Source organism: Kocuria sp. KRD140, assembly GCF_017168375.1.
Lineage (GTDB): Bacteria > Actinomycetota > Actinomycetes > Actinomycetales > Micrococcaceae > Kocuria > Kocuria marina.
The window spans coordinates 1-20,166 of sequence record NZ_JABFAW010000019.1; the positions used below are offsets into that span (position 1 = coordinate 1).

The following is a 20,166-nucleotide window of genomic DNA, read 5'->3' on the forward strand; positions in this document are numbered from 1 at the left end:
CCCCGGGGGTGTCGGGGGAGGGATCCGCGGCGGCGATCTCGTCGAGTACGACGCCGTCGAGCGCGAGGGTGTCGAGCAACCAGCTCACGGCGCGGCCCACGTCGTTGAGGGCGCCGCCCAGCAGGCACCGGGAGGAGTCAATGCGGTAGCACCACAGCCCCGGCGGGATGTCCTGGGGGCGGTGGTGCAGCAGGACCCGCATGGCGCCGGAGGTCGCCGCAGACGCGACGATCGTGTGCTCGTCCGATCCGCCCACCCCCAGGTTGGCGCACAGCCCGTCCGCCACGGGCGCGAACCACTGCGCGTCCGCGAGCCCCTGCCAACGCGCGGTGCGATCGGGATCCACGTCCGGCAGCGGCTCGTGGGGTTCGAGGACCGGGGAGAGCGCGTCCGCGGTGATGCCGGCGGCCTTGAGCATCCGCCGATCCCAGTTGCCCGAACGGCGGTTGAGCAGCCCCGTCCACGCGGCGGTCGCGGTACCCGCGGCGGTGGTGCCGAGCAGACGCAACCACACGTACTCGCCGATGCTCAGCCAGCGCTCTGCGGCCTCGAAGTCCTCGGGGCGCGTTTCCGCGAGCCACCGGAACCGCGGGGCCAGGTAGCTCGTGTGCAGGCGCGCGCCCACGGTCTGCTGGACCTGCCGTTCGTCGAGTTCCTCGCGCATTTGTTTCAGCTGCGGCGCGCACCGTGAGTCGGCGTACGTGAAGCATTCGGTCACGGGGTCACCCTTCGCGTCCACACCCACCAGGGAGGACGCGAAGGAGTCCAGGCCGACGCCGCACACCCGCCCCGCGAGCTCCTTCCGGTCGCACACCACGTCCAGGATCTCGCGGATCTCGTCCACCACCTGGTCCGGGTCGATCACGGAGGTGCCGTCCGCCGCGGTGGTGAACGCGTGGGGGATCTTGTGGCGGTACCCGCGCACGGGTGTCCCGGTGGCGTCATGCACGGAGCCGCGCGTGGCGGTGGAGCCGATGTCCAGGGTCATCACCAGGGGGTCCTGCGCCCGGTCCAGTTCCACGGCGAAGTCCACGCCGTCGTCCATGCACGGTGTGTTCTTGTGCTTGCCCATCTGCGTCTTGCTCCCTCGCGGTTGTGCCGTCCTCCCAGTCTAGGGACGGGCCCGGTGCGCGCTCGGCGGACGACGGCGCCGGGGTCCGGGGCGCGCGGGATGGACGGCGGCGTCGTCGTCCTCTCGTCCCGAATGGTGAGACGGCTGTCTGCTATGTGAAAACTGTGTCGGGGTCACGCGTATCCTTGAGGGAACACTTTTTGCCGGGAGACCGGCGCATTTCGCGCCGTCCACATCCCGGTCCAGCCTTCGGGAAGGGGTCACAGTGCCGCAGCTACGTTCAGCAACGTCCACCACCGGTCGGAACATGGCGGGTGCCCGCGCCCTCTGGCGCGCCACCGGCATGGGCAGCGAAGACTTCGGCAAGCCGATCATCGCGATCGCGAACTCCTTCACGCAATTCGTCCCCGGTCACGTGCACCTGAAGAACATGGGGGAGCTCGTGGCCTCCGCGGTGCGCGAGGCCGGAGGCGTGGCCAAGGAGTTCAACACCATCGCCGTGGACGACGGCATCGCCATGGGCCACGACGGCATGCTGTACTCCCTGCCCTCCCGGGACATCATCGCCGACTCCGTGGAGTACATGGTCAACGCGCACTGCGCGGACGCCCTGGTGTGCATCTCCAACTGCGACAAGATCACCCCCGGCATGCTCATGGCCGCGCTGCGCCTGAACATCCCCGTGGTCTTCGTCTCCGGCGGCCCCATGGAATCCGGCGAGGGCGTGGAGGGCGTGGTGGAGCACCGCGTGGATCTCGTGGACGCCATGGCCCTGGCCGTGGACGAGTCCGTCACGGACGCGCAGCTGGCCCAGATCGAGGAGAACGCGTGCCCCACGTGCGGTTCGTGCTCCGGGATGTTCACCGCCAACTCCATGAACTGCCTGACCGAGGCGCTGGGTCTGTCCCTGCCCGGCAACGGCACCACGCTGGCTACGCACGTGAACCGCAAGCGGTTGTTCCTGGAGGCCGGGCGGCGGATCGTGGAATCCGCCAAGCGCTATTACGAGCACGACGACGACTCCGTGCTGCCCCGCAACATCGCCACCAAGGCAGCGTTCCGCAACGCCATGGCCCTGGACATCGCCATGGGTGGGTCCACCAACACGGTGCTGCACATCCTGGCCGCCGCGCAGGAAGCCGAGGTGGACTTCAATCTCTCGGACATCGACGCGCTGTCCCGGAAGGTCCCGTGCCTGGCCAAGGTGGCGCCGAACTCCACCAAGTATCACATCGAGCACGTCCACCGGGCGGGCGGCATCCCCGCGATCCTGGGTGAACTGCGGCGCGGCGGGCTGCTGAACGAGGACGTCCACACCGTCCACTCGCAGACCATGGGCGAGTGGTTGGACGAGTGGGACATCCGCTCGGGCAAGGCATCCGACGCCGCCAAGGAGTTCTTCCTGGCGGCACCGGGCGGCGTGCGCACCACCCAGGCGTTCTCGCAGGCCAACGAGTACGAGGACCACGACGTGGACGCCGCCGAGGGCTGCATCCGCTCCGTGGAGCACGCCTACACCAAGGAGGGTGGGCTCTGCGTGCTGTTCGGCAATATCGCCGAGGACGGCGCGGTGATCAAGACCGCCGGGATCGACCCCGACCTGTTCCACTTCACCGGCCGGGCCTTCGTGGTGGAGTCCCAGGACGAGGCCGTGCACGAGATCCTCTCCAAGAACGTGAAGGAGGGGGACATCGTCGTCATCGCCTACGAGGGACCCAAGGGCGGACCGGGCATGCAGGAGATGCTGTACCCCACGAGCTACCTCAAGGGCCTGGGGCTCGGGAAGAAGTGCGCGCTCATCACGGACGGCCGCTTCTCCGGGGGCACCTCCGGGATCTCGATCGGCCACATCTCCCCGGAGGCCGCGGCCGGCGGTGCCGTGGGTCTCATCGAGCACGGTGACGAGATCGAGATCGACGTGGAGAACCGCGTGCTGCGGGTCAACGTGGACGACGCCGAGCTCGCGCGCCGTCGCCAGGAGAAGGGTGACGCCCCCTGGAAGCCCACCAAGCCGCGTGAACGTCGCGTGTCCAAGGCGCTGCGGGCGTACGCTTCCATGGTGACCTCCGCGGACAAGGGCGCAGTGCGCGTCGTGGAGGACTGAGGACGGTCCGACCCGGGCGGTCAGGACGAAGGGAACAGGTATGTCCCAGAACGGCCCGCAGTTGACCGAGGCCCAGGAGAAACACATCCTGCGGCGGCGCTTCGAGGACGAGACGGCGGGGTTCCACAAGGGGCTGGGCGCCCGCCAGTTGCAGATGATCGCGATCGGCAGCGCGATCGGGACCGGGCTGTTCCTGGGCGCCGGTGGCCGTTTGGAGCAGGCCGGTCCGTCCCTGTTCCTGCTGTACGCGGTGTGCGGTTTCTTCGGTTACCTGATCCTGCGCTCACTGGGCGAACTCGTGGTGCACCGGCCGTCCTCCGGTTCGTTCGTCTCCTACGCCCGTGAGTTCTACGGCGAGAAGGCCGCGTACGTCTCCGGGTGGTTGTACTGGCTGAACTGGGCCATGACAGCGGTCGCGGATGCCACGGCCATCGCGATCTACATCAAGTGGTTCGGTCAGTACAGCGCGTTCGTGGCGGGGATCCCGCAGTGGATCCTCGCATTGATCGTGGTGGTCCTAGTGGTGTCGCTGAACCTGGTCTCGGTCAAGGTGTTCGGCGAGCTGGAGTTCTGGTTCTCTCTGATTAAGGTCCTGGCCCTGGTGGTCTTCCTGGTCATCGGCACGTTCTTCGTGCTGTTTGGCACGCCCACCGGTTCCGAGGTGGGGTTCTCCCTGATCCGGGACAACGGGGGCCTCTTTCCGTCCGGCGTGCTGCCGGCGCTCATCGTGGTGCAGGGTGTGGTGTTCGCGTACGCCGGCATCGAGCTCGTGGGCACCACGTCCGGGGAGACCCGCAACGCGGAGAAGGTCATCCCCCGGGCCATCAACACGGTGATCCTGCGGATCGCGGTGTTCTACGTGGGCTCCGTCCTGCTGTTGTGCCTGCTGTTGCCCTACACCGCCTACAGCGCCACCGAGAGCCCGTTCGTCACGTTCTTCTCGTCCATTGGCGTGGACGCGGCGGGGCCCATCATGCAGCTCGTGGTGATCACCGCGGCGCTGTCCTCGCTCAACGCAGGCCTCTATTCCACCGGGCGCATCGTCCATTCCATGGCGCAGGCCGGTTCCGCCCCGAGGTTCACGGGCAAGCTGTCCGCGTCCGGTGTGCCCTACGGCGGCATCCTGTTGACCGCCGGGGTGGCCGTGCTCGGCGTGGGGCTGAACTTCGTGGTCCCGGAGCAGGCGTTCGAGATCGTGCTGAACCTCGCGGCACTGGGCACCATGGCGGGCTGGGCCGCGATCTCGCTGTCCCACCAGCGATACGTCTCCCTGGCGCGGAAGGGCTTCTACAACCGCCCGACCTACCGGGCACCGCTGGCGCCGTTCACCAACTGGCTGACCATGTTCTTCCTCGCGGGGGTCCTTGTGCTGATGGCTGTGGACTACCCCGTGGGCACCTTCACCCTGGCGTCCTCCCTGGTGCTGATCCCGGTCCTGGTGATCGGGTGGTTCATGGTGCGGGGCAGGGTGCGCGAGATCGCCGCCGAACGCGAGGGCTTCACGGGGGCGTTCCCGGTGCTCGCGGAGCGGCCCGCGGTGGGCGCGTTCCGCCCGGTGGGCCGGGAGAACTCCACGGGTTCCGGGTCCACCACGTCCACGGCGTCCCTGCATCGGGCCCCGGGGCCGGGTTCCACCGACGGTGCCCCGACGCCGCCCCCGGGGCACCAGGGCCCGGGGCACCAGGGCCCTGACACGTCCCGCTGACACTCACACGGGGCCCTGTTTCCGCTACTGTGACCTAGATCAGTGCAACAGCACACGTCAGTCACCCGGTTCCCCGCTGCCCATCGCGCAGCGGCCGGAACCGTCTTGAGGCAGAATTCCGGGGAATCACATGGATGCGTTGACAGAACTCGTGGGAACGCTGGGCGGTTACATCTGGTACGTCGTCTTCGCGATCCTGATTGGTGTGGGGTTGTACCTGACCATCCGCACCAAGGCCATTCAGCTACGCGGGATCCCCGAGATGTTCAGGGTGCTCACCGATCCGCCCGGTGATGCCGAGAACGGCCGGAAGGGCATCTCCTCGTTCCGCGCGTTCACGGTCTCCGCGGCCGCTCGCGTGGGCACGGGCAACATCGCCGGTGTGGCCATCGCCATCAGCCTGGGTGGGCCCGGCGCGGTGTTCTGGATGTGGGTCATCGCCGCGATCGGCGCGGCCAGCGCGTTCGTGGAGTCCCTGCTGGGGCAGCTGTACAAGGTCAAGACCGGCGACGGCTACGTGGGCGGTCCCGCGTACTACATGGAGCGCGGGCTCAACAAGCGCTGGATGGGTCTGCTGTTCGCGGTCATCATCACCGTGACCTACGGTTTCGTGTTCAACTCCGTGCAGTCCAATTCCATCGTGGACGCCGTGAGCGGGTCCTTCGACGTGGACATCACCAACGGCCAGGGCATGTGGATGCGTGTGGTCCTGGGTCTCGCGCTCGTGGTCATCACCGCGGCCGTGATCTTCGGCGGCATCCGCTCCATCTCCTCCGTGACGCAGATCCTGGTCCCCGTCATGGCCGTGCTGTACCTGGTCTTGGGGCTGCTCGTGGTGGTCCTGAACATCACCGCGGTCCCCGGCATGCTGCTCATGATCGTGGAGGGTGCGTTCGGCATCCGTGAGTTCGTTACGGGCAGCGTGCTCGGTGTGATCATCCAGGGCATGAAGCGCGGTCTGTTCTCCAACGAGGCCGGCATGGGTTCCGCGCCCAACGCCGGTGCGACCGCGTCCATCTCCCACCCGGCCAAGCAGGGCTTCGTGCAGTCCCTGGGGGTGTTCTTCGACACCATGCTCGTGTGCTCGATCACCGCGTTCATCGTGCTGCTCTCCAACCCCACGTTCGGCGACGAGCGCCAGGGTGCCTCCCTCACGCAGAGCGCCCTGGGCATGCAGCTGGGTGACTGGGCCGTGCACTTCCTGACCGTGGCGATCTTCCTGTTCGCGTGGTCCTCGGTGATCGGCAACTACTACTACGGCGAGTCCAACATCCGCTTCATGACCAAGTCCCGTGCGGCCATGAACATCTACCGCTTCGCCGTGCTCGTGTGCGTGTTCCTGGGCGCCATGCTCGCGCTGGACCTCGTGTGGTCCCTCGCGGACCTGTTCATGGCCCTCATGGCCACGCTGAACCTCATCGCGCTGTGCATGCTCGCGGGTGTCGCCGCCAAGGTGCTGGCCAACTACATGGAACAGCGCAAGGCCGGGGTGGAGCCCGTGTTCAAGGCCGGGGACGTCCCCGGGATCACCGGTCTCTCCGCCTGGGACGGCACGGACACCGTCACACTCCCCGTGTTCTGGGAACAGCGCGCCAACCAGAAGAACGGGGCGCGCCGCTGAGAGCGACCCGTACGCGGCGTCGTCGTCCCCGGCTCTTTGCAGGGGCGACGACGCCGCTGTCGTCCCCGCGCGCAGGTCGTCGTCTGTGCGCGGCGCGCGCGGACGACGCCGCTCGCGGGGGCCGCTCGACGGCTGCGCTCAGCCGCGCTCGGGCGAGGGGCTCGGGGAATCGCCCGAGCCGTCCGCGAGATCCTGCTGGACCTGGGTGTCGATCGCGCCGGTGAGGGCGTCGTCGTCCGCGGGGGAATCGTGGGCCGCGTCCCGGAGCTGGTGCTCGTTGAACTCGGAGAACTCCTTGTCCTGCGCGCGACGCTTGGTCAGCAGGGCGCGGATTCGGTTGCGGCGCCCGGCCTCCACGCTGATGTCCTCGCGGTGACGGAACCACCACCACAGCATGACGACCACCAGGACCATGCCCACGTACCCGATGATCGGGTAGACCACGCTCATCAGGGTGCCGAAGCCCACGAGGCTCACCACGTAACCCACCGCGCACAGGCCCAGGAAAATCGGGACGTAGCGGTGGCGGTGGTTCACGGTGACCCGGCGACCCAGGGCGTAGAACATGCTGATGGTCGTGTTGTAGATCATCACGAACGTCACCACAACCATCCCGAGTGCGGCCCAGGGGTGCATGGTCTGGAAGAGCTGGAGCATGGGCACCTCGGAGCCGCCCACGGCATCGAAGTTCACGAGTAGGGCGAAGGCGTTCATGGCCAGAAGAACGGTGTAGACCACGCCGCCCAGCAGCCCGCCCCAGCCGGCATCGCGCGGGTTGAGGGCGTTGCCGCCGATCACCAGGGACATGGACACGCCCAGCATCAGGGCCATGCACGTGTAGTTGATCGCGGACAGCCACCACGGGCTCACGGGGGAGCCCGCCTGCACCGCGAGCTCGTGCAGCGATCCGAGATCCACGGGGAGCTTGGTCAGGGTGTAACCGAACGCCACGATCACGGCCACGAAGATCGCCGGGGTGACCGCCGAGATGATGTTGGTGACCTTGTTGACGTTGAGCAGCCCCGTGACCATCACGAGCACCACCATGATGGCCGAACCGATCCACGCGGGCAGCCCGAACTGTTGTTCCAGTGTGGAACCCGCGCCGGCGAGCATCACGATGCCCATGGCCAGCAGGGTCAGACTCACCGCGATGTCCAGGAACCGGGACACCACGGGAGAGGACACGGACCGGAAGACCCGGCGGTGCTCGTCCGCCAGGAAGTAGCTGCCGATGTGGATGATCACGGCACCCGCGGCGATCATCAGGATCCCCGAGACCACCGCGCCGGCCAGCCCCCAGACACCGAACGAGATAAAGTACTGGATGACTTCTTGACCGGTGGCGAAACCGGCACCCACCAGCAGGCCCACGAAGGCCAGGGTGACTTGCAGGGTTTTCTTGGCGGACACGGGAGCAACTCCTCGGGGGTCGGACGGTTCTCATGTGGCTCGGACCACATTCCAGGTCTTCTCCACTGGTCAAGCATAGGGAGTGGGCTCGTCCGCGCCACGTGGCAGCGGCCTGCCCGTGACGTGATGATGCCGACACCTCCCGGCTCAGGGGCCGGTGGAATACTCGGAGGCGGAGCATTCGACGAAGGGAGCACCCCGTGACGCAGCAGTGGCAGACAGATCTCGAGAGCTGGGTGGCCGGTTGGGACGCCGTCCGCGACGACGCCCCGCAGCAGGAGGTCCTGGTGTGCTCCGGGGAGGCGGGATCGTTCGACGCACCCATGGGTGACTACTCGCGCTTCGAGGTGGACGAATGGGGTCACCCGTGGTGCACTCCACCCTGAGCGACCCGCACTCGCAGGGCCGATAGCCCTCGCGATTTAACTGAGTAAAAGCAGGGTTCGCGCCCAAATCTGCTTTTACTCCACTAGAAATTCGATTTCCGGTGCGGGCGTCAGCGGGGGTGGCCGGTCAGCGGCGTCGGCAGCGGCGCGCCGGCGCCGTCGCGCCCCGGTCTCAGGCCAGGACCTGGCGCTTCGAGGAGATCACTCCGGTGTTGAACCCGGCCAGGTGAAGACCGCCGTGGAAGCGCGCGTGCTCGATCTTCACGCACTGGTCCATCACCACGTCCAGCCCGGCGTCCTCCGCGATGGCCGCCGCTTCCTCGTTCCACGAGCCCAGCTGCAGCCACAGGGTCTTGGCGCCCACGGCCACGGCCTCCCGAGCCACGTCGGGCAGGTCCGCGTCCTTGCGGAACACGTCCACGAGGTCCGGGACCTCGGGCAGCTCCGCGAGCGACGGGTAGGCCTTCTGGCCCAGCACCTCGTCCAGCACGGGGTTCACGAAGTACACGCGGTACGGGCTCGACGACTGCAGGTACGTGGCCACGAAGTAGCTCGCACGGGACGGCTTGTTGGACATCCCCACGATCGCGATCGAGCGCGTGCCTCGGAGGATGCCGAGCCGTTCGGGGGCGCTGGGGCCCACCCAGGTGCGTTGCGTGCTCATACCTATTCTCCTTCGGCTCCGGGCAGCGCGCAGGCCGCCGCACTGTTGTCCTGGTCCAGGGTGGTGCGCGCCGCGTCCGTGAGCGCGGCGGAGGGGGCGACGACGCCGCCGTCCCGGTTCCTACCGCTGGCTGCGCTCAGTGCCTGGTCCAGGTCCCACAGGATGTCCGCGGCGTCCTCGAGACCCACGGAGATCCGGATCAGGTCCTCCTTGACCCCGCCCGCGGCGAGCTGTTCGGAGCTCAACTGCTGGTGGGTCGTGGATGCGGGGTGCAGCACAAGGGTGCGGGCGTCCCCGATGTTGGCCAGGTGTGAGGCCAGTTGCAGGCTCCCGATGAATCGGGCGCCCACCTCACGGCCGCTCAACTCGTCCGTGCCGGCCACACCGAAGGCGAAAACGGATCCGATGCCGTGGGGCAGGTACTTCTGCGCGCGTTCGTGGTGGGGGTGGCCCTCGAGTCCCGCGTAATTGACGTAGGAGATGCGTGGATCCGTGGCGAGCCACTGCACGACCTCCTGCGTGTTGGCCACGTGGGCGTCCATGCGCTGGGGGAGGGTCTCCACACCCTGCAGCAGGTTCCACGCGGCCTGCGGGGTCAAGGACGGCCCGATGTCCCGCAGCTGCTCCGAACGCAGTTTGGTCAGGAACCCGTACTCACCGAAGTTCCCCCACCACGTCACGTTGTTGTACGAGGGAACCGGTTCGGTCATGGCCGGGAACTTCCCGTTGCCCCAGTCGAAGCGGCCGGATTCGACCACCACGCCGCCCAGAGTGTTACCGTGCCCGCCCAGGAACTTGGTGATCGAGTGGATCACGATGTCCGCGCCGTGCTCGAACGGGCGGCACAGGTACGGGGTGTTGAGCGTCGCGTCCACGATGAGCGGCACGCCTGCTTCGTGGGCCACCGCGGCGAGCCCCTCCAGATCCGCGATCTCCCCGGAAGGGTTGGCCACGAGCTCGGTGTACACGGCCTTGGTGTGTTCGGTGATCGCGGCCTTGTAGTCGGCGGGCTCGGTCCCGGGGACGAAGGTGGTCTCCACACCGAAGCGACGCAGGGTCACGTCCAGCTGGGTGACCGTTCCGCCGTAGAGCTGGGACGAGGCCACCACGTGGTCACCCTGGCCACACAGCGCGGCGAACGTGATGAACTCGGCGGCCATCCCGGAGGACGTGGCGACCGCCCCGATCCCGCCCTCGAGGGAGGCGATGCGCTCTTCCAAGGCCGCCACGGTGGGGTTGCCGATGCGCGAGTAAATGTTGCCGTACTTCTGCAGCGCGAACAGGTTGGCGGCGTCGTCGGCGTCCTTGAAGACGAACGAGCTGGTCTGGTAGATGGGCACGGAGCGGGCGCCGTGCTCGGCGTCCGGGGTGCCGCCGGCGTGCAGGGCGCGGGTGCGGAAACCGAACTGGTGCTCGGCCATGGATGTCCTCCTCGTCGGCCGGGTACGGCTCCCGTCCGACAGCTGCCCGGGGCCGCGCAGCACTCCATCGGTCCTGGCGGTAGCACCGTGCAGTTGGCCGAGCACTGCGGGTTGCTGCGGCGTCATGGATCCAGGTCTCTCGGCCGCTCGGGATGGTGCGTCTATTGTGTCGCGCGCGTGGGTGACGGACCAAACCGTGCGGATCGCAGCCGCCCGAAAGCGGGTGCGATTGATTCAGAGGGCGCGCGCCACGGGTGCCCCGCCGCGAAGGTCACGCTGCAGAACAGGTTCCAGCGTTCCCTGGCCCGCAGGATCCCGGATGCCACGGTGGTCGAGGACTCACGCTCGGCGGCCCGCACCACCGCGCGTCCCGCCGGGCCGTTGCGGCTGCCCTTTCCCCGGTGGCGCAAGGGCTGACCCGCCCGTCCGCGGTTCGGCCCCCGGTCGGTGGGGCCCGCGGTGAAAGCGGTGAACTTCCCGCCCGTGGGGTCGCCGACTGCTGGTGAGCTCGCTGGCTTCGGGGCGGAACTCAGCCGTACTTCTCGGGGTCCTTCCGGCGCAGGTTTTCCCGCGCCACCGCGGTGAGGTTCTCGAGTGGCAGCCCCGCCGGGCAGACCTCCGTGCAATCGCCCAGCAGGGAGCACGGGCCGAACTCGTGCTCGGCGGCGTCGAGCACCTTGCTCGAGCGCTCGTCGCGTTCCTCGGGCGTCTTGGCGAGCGGCGGCAGTTCCTTGAGCAGCGTGCCCACGTAGAGCTGGCCCGAGCCGTTGGGGCACGCGGCCACGCACGCGCCGCAGCTGATGCACCCAGCGGTGTTCAACGCCTTCATCGCGACCGGGAACTTGGCCTCCTTGGCCACGCGCCGCAGGGCCTTCTTGTCCACGGACAGGTCCTTCTTGACCGGGAACGCTCCCGCGCGCAGGGGCTCGATGAAGATCTCGTCCCCGTCCCGGTAGGCCCTGAGCGACTGCGTGCACGAGGCCCGGTTCTTCTCCGGCCCGTGGGCCACGCCGTCCACGGTCACGCCGCACTTGCCGCAGATGCCCTCGCGACAGCCGTCGTCGAAGCTCACCGGCTCTGCACCCTGGCGCTCGAGCGTCTCGTTGACGGCATCGAGCAATTCGAGCATGCTCAGGTCCTCGCGGGCCTGCACGGGGTGGACGGTCTCGAAGCCACCGGGCTCGTCCTCGCCCGCCTGGCGCCACACGTGAACGGTCAACAGCATCAGCGCACCACCTTGGTCAGTACGGCCACGGGAATGCTCACGTTCCCCAGGGCGACGACGCCGCCCACGGCCTTAGCGATCGTGTCCACCTGTCGTACCCGTCGCGCGGTTCCGGTCACCCCGGTGTCCATCGCGGCGGTCCGCAAGCCATGGATCATGTGTCCGGCGAGCGCGGCCATCGAGGCCGTATAGAACACCGCCACGGACGGCCGGGACAGGCTCGCCACCAGGTTGCCGTACGCGTCACCGTGGGTGTGGCTTACGGAAGCAGCAGGCCGGGCGCCCGCCGTCAGGTCCAGCACGTGGTACACCGTGAACAGTCCGAGCACCGCGCCCGTGGAGCGCATCGAGCGGGCGATGATTCGGGGGACGGAGCGGCGTCGGCCTCGGGGACGCTGACGTGGCGCGTGGCGGTCGAAGTGGCTGGCCAGGAAGGCTCCGTCGAACGCCGCTTTCCGGTACCGTTGCGTCCCGCTCGGGGCAGGCGCGGTGGGGAAACCGTTCCGTATCTTCTGAGCGGCGGCGCCCACCCGCCACGTGATGGGCCGGAGCGCATCCGCCACCGTGCGGCCCTCGGCGCTCATGGCCCGCAGCGTGAGCTCGGTTCCGGCCAACACGTGGGTCGCAGCACTTCCGATCAACCCGATACGCACGACCCACAGCACGGAGTTGCGGGGCAGCACCGGCGCGCCCACCGTGCGAATGAACTCGGCGTATTCGTTGTAGTGGTCCCGGCCTAGGTAGACCTGCATATTCCCGGCCATGTGCCCCACAGTGAACACGCTCAACACGGTGCCCGAGGCGGCCATGGCGAGCTTGAGGTCGGAGCTGTGGGTGTCCCCGAACATGCGCTGCCAGGCATCGCCGGCCACGGCAGCAATCCCGGCAGTGACGGACGCGTCCGCGGGGGCGGTGGCCGTGCGGGTAGTGCCGGTGACGGGTCGCTCGGTCGAGGGCTGCGCGGCGGAATTCATCACTGAGCCATCTTAGAAGTTCCTTCGGGGCATAACAGTTCGCGGGGTCACACGCGGTCATGCCCGCAGATCGGGAAGAAGCCTGGGTGGTGGTCATCCGCAGTTGGCGGCGTGGGCTCCCCGGTCGTCTCCTTCGTGCGGATGTTCACCTCCCGATAAGTGACTTACGTGTGCCGTGCGGGCGCGTCCGCGCCGGCCGGGACCGCCACAGATGGATCAGCAGCGCGGCACCCCAGACCAGGAACAGTGGATCCCACAACCATGCGTGACCGATCATGGCTAGTCGCTCGTATCCGGTGGCCGGGCGGATGAGCCCGATGAGCACGGCATTGCTGATCACCGTGTTGGTCCCGCCGTAGACCACCAGGACCGCGGCACCCACCCAACTTGTGGCCCGCCAGAACCGCCGCCAGGGCACCCTGTCGTAGGCTTCCGCCACTGGGATGATGGCCGCCATGAGCTTGAAAAGCGAAACCATGCCCAGCCCCAGCCCGACGGCCAGGGGTGCCTCGTAGGACAGCCGTACCGTCCACTGCCCCACGGTGTCCAGGAACCAGTGCCCGCCCAAAGCCCAGTAGAGGCTGAATCCGGCATGCACGACCCCGGCCGCACACGCCAACCAGACCCAGCCGCGACCGCCGTGGGATCGGGGCAACAAGCTCATGTGGTCAAGCTAAGCACGCCCTGCCAAGACCTCCGCGATCGCGTTTAGCGCTTCCTCGTTCTGCAGCGAGGAACGGTCGCCCAGCTGCTCGCCCTCGTAGAGCTGGGTCAGCAGGCGGCGTGTGATCTTCCCCGAACGGGTCTTGGGCAGATCCGGAACCACGATGACCTCGCGAGGTTTGGCGATCGGGCCGATCTCCCGGGCCACGTGCGCGCGCAGCTCCTCGCGGACCTCGTCCGCGGACAGCGATTGCGCATCCGCCGTGAGCACCACGCACGCCAAAATGGCGTGGCCCGTTACCGCGTCGCGGATCGGGGTGGCCCCGGCCTCCACTACGTGGGGGTGGGTCACCAGGGCGGATTCGATCTCGATCGTCGACAACCGGTGCCCGCTCACGTTGATCACGTCGTCCACCCGCCCCAGGATGTAGAGGTCGCCCTCGTCATCGGTGCGTGCGCCGTCCCCGGCCAGGAACCAACCGCGCTCGCCGTAGGCCGCCCAGTAGGAGGACAGGTAGCGCTGCGGATCGCCCCATACCGTGCGGGCCATGGACGGGCCGATCTTGTCGATCACGGCGTAGCCCTGCAGGTTGGGGCCCACTTCCTCACCGGCCTCGTCCAGCACCCGCACAGATACGCCGGGGACCGCACGCGTAGCGCAACCGGGCTTGAGGGAGGTGTGCGCTGCGGCCTCGTCGAACGTGCCGGGAGGGGCGAACTGCGGATCGTGCGGGCGCGGGGATGCGACGCAGGAGCCCGTCTCGGACTGCCACCACGTGTCCACGAAGGGCACCTCGTCGCGGCCGACCTGGGCGCGCAACCAGCGCCACGCCTCCGGGTTGATGGACTCGCCCACGGAGCCGAGCAACCGGATCGAGGAGAGGTTGTAGACCGGGGGCAGCCCCTTGGGGAACGCGCCCATGAGCGAGCGGATCAGGGTGGGTGCCGTGTAGTAGTTGGTCACGCCGTAGCGCTCGATGATCTCGAAGTGGCGGCCGTAATCCGGGGTGTTGGGTGTGCCCTCGTAGATCACCTGGGACACGCCGCTGGCCAGCGGGCCGTAGATCTCGTAGGTGTGCGCGGTGACCCACGCGAGGTCCGCGGTGCACCAGTGCACGGTGGAGTCCACCTTGGCGGGGTCGTTCACGGCGGACAGCTCCTCCGGGCGCAGCACCCCGGACGCGTCGGGCACGTCCGGGAGTAGGTCGAACAGCAGGGCGTGGGTGTATGCCGTCTGCACCATGTATCCGCCCATCGTGTGGACCAGGCCCTTGGGCCTCCCCGTGGTGCCGGACGTGTAGATGATGAACAGGGGCGTCTCCGCGTCGAACGCCTCGGGCTCGTGGACGTCCGAGACGCCCGCGGTGAGCTCGTGCCACCACACGTCACGCCCGGGGGTCCACGGCACGAGTTCCTCGTCCTTGGAATGCAGGCCCCGGGTGCCGCGCGGCAGATCGGTGCGCCCGGGCCGGGACGTGCGGCGCACCACGATCACGTGCTCGATGCTGTTCTCACCGCTGCAGGCCTCGTCCGCATTGGTCTTCACGGGGACGACGGCGCCGCGCCGGTTCTGCCCGTCCGTGGTCACCAGGACCTTGGCTCCGGTGTCCTCGACCCGGAACTTGAGGGCTTCTGCGGAGAACCCGCCGAACACGAGCGAGTGGATCGCCCCGATGCGCGCGCACGCGAGCGTGATGATCACGGTCTCCGGGATGACCGGGAGGTAGATGACCACGCGGTCGCCCTTCTCCACGCCCAGTTGGAGCAGGGCGTTGGCGGCCCTGGATACCTCACGCTGCAGGTCCGCGTAGGTATAGACCAGGCGGTCCCCGGGTTCACCCTCGAAGTACAGGGCCACGTGCTGACCACGCCCGGCTGCCACATGGCGGTCCACGCAGTTGTACGAGACGTTGAGTTTCCCGCCTTCGAACCACGCGATCTCGGGCACGGTGTAAGTGGGGTTGCCGTCGTGGTCCTCACCCGTGCGCTGCGGCTTCTCGAACCGGTGAGCCGTGTGCCACGGCTGCGCCCAGTCCAGCCGCCCGGCCTGCTCGACCCAGAACTGCACCCGGGCGTCGTCGGAGATCAACGCCGGGTTCGGTGTGGGGTGAGCGGGGTCTGAGTACGAGTGCGTGCCGGTCACGAGTCCTCCTGTGATGTCGATCCGAACGGTCGGTGTCTGCAACGGCCGGGCCCCCGGTCGAACGACCGGGCCCCGGTGGAACGGCGGGCGCCGGCGGGAACCGGGCGGGTTGTCACCTGGTTCCGGCCACGCTCCAGCGCCGCTGCGTCCACCGCTCGAAGATGCCGAGCAGGGCGTCCGTGAGCTTGCCCAGCACGGCCAGCAACACGATCGCGAGCAGCAACCGGTCCGTGCGGCCGTTGTTCTGCGAATCGGTGAGCAGGAACCCCAGGCCCATGGAGGAGCCCAATAGTTCCGCGGCCACCAGGAACAACCACGCCTGGGCCAGGGCCAGGCGCAGCCCGGAGATCACGGAGGGCAGCACCGCGGGCAACTGCACGGTGGTGAAGAGTTTGACCCCGCGCAGCCCGAAGGACCGTGCGGCTTCGATCAGGTGCCGGTCCACGTGGCGCAGCGCGGCGGACACCGTGGTGTACACCGGGAAGAAGGCGCCGATTGCCACCAGGGTCACCTTGGAGTTCTCCCCGATCCCGATCCACAGCAATAGCAGCGGCACCCACGCCAGGGACGGCACGGCGCGCAGCGCGCCGATCGTAGGCGAGCCGATGGCCCGCGCCCACGGGGAGAGCCCCAGCAACGCGCCGAGCAACAGCCCGAGCCCACTGCCGATCAGGAAGCCCACGATCACGCGCTGCGTGGAGATCCCCACGTGCAACCACAGGTCACCGCTGCGCAGCAGCTCCCATCCCGCGGCGAGCACCGCGGACGGGCGCGGCAACTGCACGGGGGAGAAGGTCCCGTTCGTGGAGAGGGTGTGCCACGCGAGCACCAGCAGTACGGGCAGGACGATCCCGATCAGCCCCAGGGCCCAAGGATTGCGCAGCGCGCTGGGACGCGTGCGGGAATCCGCCGCGGCAGGGGTGTCTGATGGGGCTGCGACGTCGCCGGGCGCCACCGCGCCCGCCTCGTGGCGTCCGTTGTCGTCGGACAGTGTGGCCACCGCAGTGACGCCAGCTGCTTCGGAGGACGCGCCGTCCGAGGACCGCGGTGCGGCGGAGGAGGTGTCGTGAGTGCTCATGAGGACTGCTTCCCTTCGATCACCTGGGCCACGGCGGCCGCATCGGCGTGTTGTGCGTAGTGCTGCTCCACGATGTTCGCGAGCGCCTCGTCCACGTCCTGCTGCGAGGAGACATCCCCGGATTCCACCAGGATGGGCCCGACCCGCTCGAGCACCGCGAGCTGTTCGGGGCCCGGAACGGGGTCGATGTCCAGGTGGGTGCGCTGCCAGACCCGCCGGGCGGTGTCGCGATCGATGCTCGCGCCTTCCGCGAGGATCGCGATCCCCTCCTCCGGGTGCTGCAGCGCCCACTGCCGCGCGTAGGCGTACGTGTTCACCACGTCCTGCGCACCCGTGGGGTTCAGCTGCAGGAACACCTCCCGCGCGTTGAGGAACCCGTACGTGTTGAACTCCAACTGCCGGTGGAACAGCACGTCCCCCGCCTTCTCCGCGGCGGCCATCACGGGGTCCAGTCCGGACCATGCGGCCACCTGACCGGTGTCCAGCGCGGTGCGCCCGTCCGCGTGCTGCAGGTTCACCACGGTGACGTCCTGTGCGCTCATGCCCGCCGCGCCGAGGGACTGCAGGAGGAAGAAGTACGGATCCGTGCCCTTCGTCGCGGCCACGGACGTGCCCGCGAGGTCCGCCACGGTGCGCACGGGGGAGTCCGGGGTGCGCACGAGCGCGGACCACTCGGGCTGTGAGAACAGGTCGATCGTCCTGATCGGCGAGCGGTTGGCACGCGCGAGCAGTGCGGCGGAACCTGCCGTGGAGCCCACGTCCACGACCCCGGCGCGTAGCGACTCGTTGGCCTTGTTGGAACCGGCCGAGTACACCCACGTCACGGTCTGGCCGTGGGCCCCGGCGACCTTCTCGAGCCAGCCCTTGGCCTTGATGATCAGGGACAGCGGGTTGTAGGTCGCGTAGTCCAGGTAGATCTCGTGCGCGGAACCGCCGGCCACACCGCGGCCTGGACCTTCGCCCTCCATGACGCATCCGCTCAGGGGCAGCGCCAGCGCGGACAGGCCGAGTGCCTGCAGTGCGCGGCGTCGGGACAACTGCGCCATGCGCTCAGCGCTCCACGCCGAGCAGGGCCAACAGGTGGGCGCGCAGCGCGGTGATCTCACTGTCCTCGCGGGAGCGCGGGCGGGCCAGCTCGGGGGAGATGATCTCGGCGATGGTCGCGGGGCCCGTGGCCGTTTCGCGCGCGAGCACCACCACGTGATCGGAGAGCACCAGGGCTTCCTCGACGTCGTGGGTGACCATGAGCACGGTCGTGGGATCGGCGCGGTGCACGTCCAGCAGCAGATCCTGCATCCTGATCCGGGTCAGGGCGTCCAGGGCCCCGAAGGGCTCGTCCAACAGCAGGACCCGCGGGTTCCGTGCCAGGGCCCGGGCGAGGGATGCGCGCTGTGCCATGCCCCCGGAGATCTCCGAGGGACGGTGATTCGCGTGGTGGGACAGGCCGACGAGCTCCAACAGCTGCGCCACCCGCCGCTTCCCTTCCCGGGCGGGAGTCCCGTGGGGCAGACCCAGTGCCACGTTGCGTGCCACGCTGCGCCACGGCAGCAACCGCGGTTCCTGGAAGCCGACGGCGCAGCGCGGGTCGATCTCGCGCACCACCGAGTCGTCGATCCGGACTTCGCCCTCGCTCGCCGTGCCGAGCCCGGCCACGGCGCGTAGCAGGGTGGACTTGCCGCACCCCGAGGGGCCCAGGACGGAGACGATCTCGCCCGGACGCACCGTGAAGGTCACGTCCCTCAGGACCTCGTGGACATGCGCTCCGTGGTGTGCGGGGAAGGACTTGCCGACCCGGTCGAAGGTGACCGCCGCGGCGTCGACGGCAGATTCCGGGCGCGTGAGGATATGGCTCAATTCATCAACTCCATCGTTCCTGGCATTAGCACCTTGCCCGCGTGGGGCTGGTTGCTGCGACGTCAACGAGCCAGGTCTCTCAGCCGCTCCGGATGGGAACCACACCATTGAACGGGCCGGGAGCCCGCGGGTGCAAATCGTGTGACGCGCCGGGGCGCCGTCGTGACGTGCCGTAACCCGAGGTGTTTCCGAGGACCGGGGATCCCCGTTAGGATCGATGCCACAACGATCACGAGTGCCGACTTTTAGCCCTGGCTTGTCGGACGGCAACCCTCTCCCGTAGCGGGGTGCCCCAGGTGAGGATCGGGCCGCATGACACACCGCATGCGGCAAGTACGGCGCCACACAAGCGCGCTGGACCCGCAAGGTAGGCCGCCGTAGGTGGTGCACGGGGCGCGGGTCGTGTTCCTGCTGAGGGGCTGACCGAGATGAGCAAACGGATTTCCGTCAACGCGTTCGACATGACCTGCGTGGATCACCAGAGCTTCGGGTTGTGGCGCCACCCGCGGTCCCGGGCCACCGAGTACAACACCATCGAGTACTGGACGGAGCTGGCCAAGCTGCTGGAGCGGGGCAAGTTCGACGCCCTGTTCCTTGCGGACGTGGTGGGCATCTACGACATCTACAAGAACTCCGCGGCTCCGGCCGTGCGTGACGGGGCCCAGGTCCCGGTCAACGACCCGTTCATGCAGGTCTCGGCCATGGCCGCCGTGACCGAGCACCTGGGCTTCGGCGTCACGAGCGCGGTGACCTACGAGCAGCCCTACACCCTGGCCCGCAAGTACGCCACACTGGATCACCTCACCAAGGGCCGCGTGGGATTCAACGTGGTGACCTCCTACCTTCCGTCCGCTGCGGAGAACCAGGGCCTGCCGCGCCAGATTGAGCACGATACGCGCTACGAGATCGCGGAGGAGTTCCTGGACGTGTGCTACAAGCTCTGGGAGGGCTCGTGGGAGGAGGACGCTGTGGTTCAGAACCGTGAGACGGGTGTCTACGCGGATCCCACCAAGGTCCATCCCATCCGGCACAGCGGGGAGCACTTCACGGTTCCCGGAGCGGGGCTCACGGCACCGTCCCCGCAGCGCACACCGCTGATCTTCCAGGCCGGCGCGTCCTCGCGCGGGCAGGCGTTCGCGGGTAAGCACGCGGAAGCCGTGTTCATCGGCGGGTTGCGCCCGGACCTCACGCGTTTCGTGACTGACAAGATCCGCGACCGGGCTCAGGCCGAGGGCCGCAGCCGTGATGACGTCAAGATCTACGCGATGCTCTCCGTGGTCGTCGCGGACACGGACGAGCAGGCCCAGGAGAAGTACCGCGATTACCTGCAATACGTGGACCTGGAGGCCTCCCAGGCGATCATCGGTGGGTGGTCCGGCGTGGACCTGTCCCAGTTCGACGAGGACGAGGCCTTGAACTACATCAAGACCGACTCCATCCAGTCCTTCCTGACCCCGTTCACGCTGCAGTCCAAGGACAAGCAGTGGACACGCGAGGAGATCGCCAAGCACTGCGCCTTGGGCGGGATGGGTGCCGTGCTCGTGGGTTCCGCGCAGACCGTCGCGGATCAGCTCGAGACCTGGGTGGACGAGGGCGGCCTGGACGGCATCAACCTGGCCTACCACGTGAGCCCCGGTTCCTTCGAGGACTTCGTCGAGTACGTGGTCCCCGAGTTGCAGAAGCGCGGGCGCTACCGCACCGAGTACGAGGGCACCACCCTGCGCGAGTCCCTCTACGGCGAGGGCCAGCCGCGGGTCAAGGACACCCATCCCGCCGCGGCCTACCGGGGCGCCTTCGCGGGCGCGAGCTCCGTGGCCACGGCCAGCTCGCGCTGAGCCGCCCC

General features: G+C 68.4%; 16 protein-coding genes and 3 riboswitches. Of the genes, 5 read left to right on the forward strand and 11 right to left on the reverse strand.

Annotation, left to right across the window (positions count from 1 at the left end):
• Positions 1-1,072, reverse strand: a 1,072-nt coding sequence (locus J1M36_RS12200; RefSeq protein WP_206479968.1) for an FGGY family carbohydrate kinase, incomplete at its 3' end; no start/stop codon positions are given.
• A 265-nt stretch (positions 1,073-1,337) separates the two neighbouring features.
• On the opposite strand from J1M36_RS12200, the gene ilvD reads away from it, so the two are divergent.
• From ilvD to J1M36_RS12215, 3 genes are all read left to right on the forward strand, one after another.
• Entirely contained in the window at positions 1,338-3,176 is a 1,839-nt protein-coding gene (ilvD, locus tag J1M36_RS12205; RefSeq protein ID WP_098053526.1) for a dihydroxy-acid dehydratase, read from the forward strand.
• A 40-nt stretch (positions 3,177-3,216) separates the two neighbouring features.
• Complete coding sequence (locus J1M36_RS12210; RefSeq protein ID WP_082943328.1) at positions 3,217-4,881, forward strand: amino acid permease; 1,665 nt, start codon at positions 3,217-3,219, stop codon at positions 4,879-4,881.
• Positions 4,882-5,011: 130 nt separating this feature from the next.
• The gene (locus tag J1M36_RS12215) at positions 5,012-6,502 is read left to right on the forward strand and encodes a sodium:alanine symporter family protein (protein WP_098053524.1); all 1,491 of its coding nucleotides are present in this window, start codon (positions 5,012-5,014) and stop codon (positions 6,500-6,502) included.
• 138 nt (positions 6,503-6,640) lie between these two features.
• Here J1M36_RS12215 and J1M36_RS12220 read toward each other — a convergent pair whose 3' ends face one another.
• Entirely contained in the window at positions 6,641-7,915 is a 1,275-nt protein-coding gene (locus J1M36_RS12220; protein ID WP_064846521.1) for a hypothetical protein, read from the reverse strand.
• 200 nt (positions 7,916-8,115) lie between these two features.
• Here J1M36_RS12220 and J1M36_RS12225 point away from each other — a divergent pair, with 200 nt between their 5' ends.
• Positions 8,116-8,301 carry a hypothetical protein gene (locus tag J1M36_RS12225; RefSeq protein WP_206479969.1) on the forward strand — a complete coding sequence of 62 codons (186 nt, stop codon included), beginning with the start codon at positions 8,116-8,118 and terminating at the stop codon, positions 8,299-8,301.
• Between the two features lie 172 nt (positions 8,302-8,473).
• On the opposite strand, the gene J1M36_RS12230 is transcribed toward J1M36_RS12225, so the two are convergent.
• From J1M36_RS12230 to J1M36_RS12270, 9 genes are all read right to left on the reverse strand, one after another.
• On the reverse strand, positions 8,474-8,965 hold the full coding sequence (locus J1M36_RS12230) for a CoA-binding protein (protein ID WP_064846522.1): 492 nt from the start codon (positions 8,963-8,965) through the stop codon (positions 8,474-8,476).
• A 2-nt stretch (positions 8,966-8,967) separates the two neighbouring features.
• The gene (locus tag J1M36_RS12235; protein ID WP_064846523.1) at positions 8,968-10,386 is read right to left on the reverse strand and encodes an O-acetylhomoserine aminocarboxypropyltransferase/cysteine synthase family protein; all 1,419 of its coding nucleotides are present in this window, start codon (positions 10,384-10,386) and stop codon (positions 8,968-8,970) included.
• A gap of 61 nt (positions 10,387-10,447) precedes the next feature.
• Positions 10,448-10,545: riboswitch (SAM riboswitch) on the reverse strand.
• Between the two features lie 370 nt (positions 10,546-10,915).
• Positions 10,916-11,611, reverse strand: coding sequence for a succinate dehydrogenase/fumarate reductase iron-sulfur subunit (locus J1M36_RS12240; RefSeq protein ID WP_098053523.1), 696 nt, complete (start codon positions 11,609-11,611; stop codon positions 10,916-10,918).
• The gene (locus tag J1M36_RS12245; protein WP_064846525.1) at positions 11,611-12,585 is read right to left on the reverse strand and encodes a succinate dehydrogenase cytochrome b subunit; all 975 of its coding nucleotides are present in this window, start codon (positions 12,583-12,585) and stop codon (positions 11,611-11,613) included. Before J1M36_RS12245 ends, J1M36_RS12240 begins: the two co-directional genes overlap by 1 nt.
• A 145-nt stretch (positions 12,586-12,730) precedes the next feature.
• Complete coding sequence (locus J1M36_RS12250) at positions 12,731-13,249, reverse strand: DUF3995 domain-containing protein (protein ID WP_206479971.1); 519 nt, start codon at positions 13,247-13,249, stop codon at positions 12,731-12,733.
• 9 nt (positions 13,250-13,258) lie between these two features.
• The gene (locus tag J1M36_RS12255; protein WP_206479972.1) at positions 13,259-15,391 is read right to left on the reverse strand and encodes an AMP-binding protein; all 2,133 of its coding nucleotides are present in this window, start codon (positions 15,389-15,391) and stop codon (positions 13,259-13,261) included.
• 112 nt (positions 15,392-15,503) lie between these two features.
• Complete coding sequence (locus J1M36_RS12260; protein ID WP_241247210.1) at positions 15,504-16,469, reverse strand: ABC transporter permease; 966 nt, start codon at positions 16,467-16,469, stop codon at positions 15,504-15,506.
• Positions 16,466-17,515, reverse strand: a complete 1,050-nt coding sequence (locus tag J1M36_RS12265) for an aliphatic sulfonate ABC transporter substrate-binding protein (protein ID WP_131332225.1) — start codon at positions 17,513-17,515, stop codon at positions 16,466-16,468. The genes J1M36_RS12260 and J1M36_RS12265 overlap by 4 nt, the downstream gene beginning before the upstream one ends.
• Before the next feature lie 4 nt (positions 17,516-17,519).
• Positions 17,520-18,323: an ABC transporter ATP-binding protein gene (locus J1M36_RS12270; RefSeq protein WP_085107891.1), complete on the reverse strand. Its 804-nt coding sequence runs from the start codon at positions 18,321-18,323 to the stop codon at positions 17,520-17,522.
• Between the two features lie 7 nt (positions 18,324-18,330).
• A riboswitch (SAM riboswitch) is annotated at positions 18,331-18,422 on the reverse strand.
• 128 nt (positions 18,423-18,550) lie between these two features.
• A riboswitch (SAM riboswitch) is annotated at positions 18,551-18,665 on the forward strand.
• 77 nt (positions 18,666-18,742) lie between these two features.
• Between J1M36_RS12270 and J1M36_RS12275 the strand changes: the two genes are divergently transcribed.
• Positions 18,743-20,158: an LLM class flavin-dependent oxidoreductase gene (locus J1M36_RS12275; RefSeq protein ID WP_064846529.1), complete on the forward strand. Its 1,416-nt coding sequence runs from the start codon at positions 18,743-18,745 to the stop codon at positions 20,156-20,158.
• Positions 20,159-20,166 lie beyond the last annotated feature (8 nt).

Coding starts and splice junctions, on each gene's coding strand:
- J1M36_RS12210 (WP_082943328.1), top strand. CDS start 3,217: ATGTCCCAGAACGGCCCGCAGTTGACCGAGGCCCAGGAGAAACACATC.
- J1M36_RS12215 (WP_098053524.1), top strand. CDS start 5,012: ATGGATGCGTTGACAGAACTCGTGGGAACGCTGGGCGGTTACATCTGG.
- J1M36_RS12230 (WP_064846522.1), bottom strand. CDS start 8,965: ATGAGCACGCAACGCACCTGGGTGGGCCCCAGCGCCCCCGAACGGCTC.
- J1M36_RS12235 (WP_064846523.1), bottom strand. CDS start 10,386: ATGGCCGAGCACCAGTTCGGTTTCCGCACCCGCGCCCTGCACGCCGGC.
- J1M36_RS12240 (WP_098053523.1), bottom strand. CDS start 11,611: ATGCTGTTGACCGTTCACGTGTGGCGCCAGGCGGGCGAGGACGAGCCC.
- J1M36_RS12245 (WP_064846525.1), bottom strand. CDS start 12,585: ATGAATTCCGCCGCGCAGCCCTCGACCGAGCGACCCGTCACCGGCACT.
- J1M36_RS12250 (WP_206479971.1), bottom strand. CDS start 13,249: ATGAGCTTGTTGCCCCGATCCCACGGCGGTCGCGGCTGGGTCTGGTTG.
- J1M36_RS12260 (WP_241247210.1), bottom strand. CDS start 16,469: ATGAGCACTCACGACACCTCCTCCGCCGCACCGCGGTCCTCGGACGGC.
- J1M36_RS12265 (WP_131332225.1), bottom strand. CDS start 17,515: ATGGCGCAGTTGTCCCGACGCCGCGCACTGCAGGCACTCGGCCTGTCC.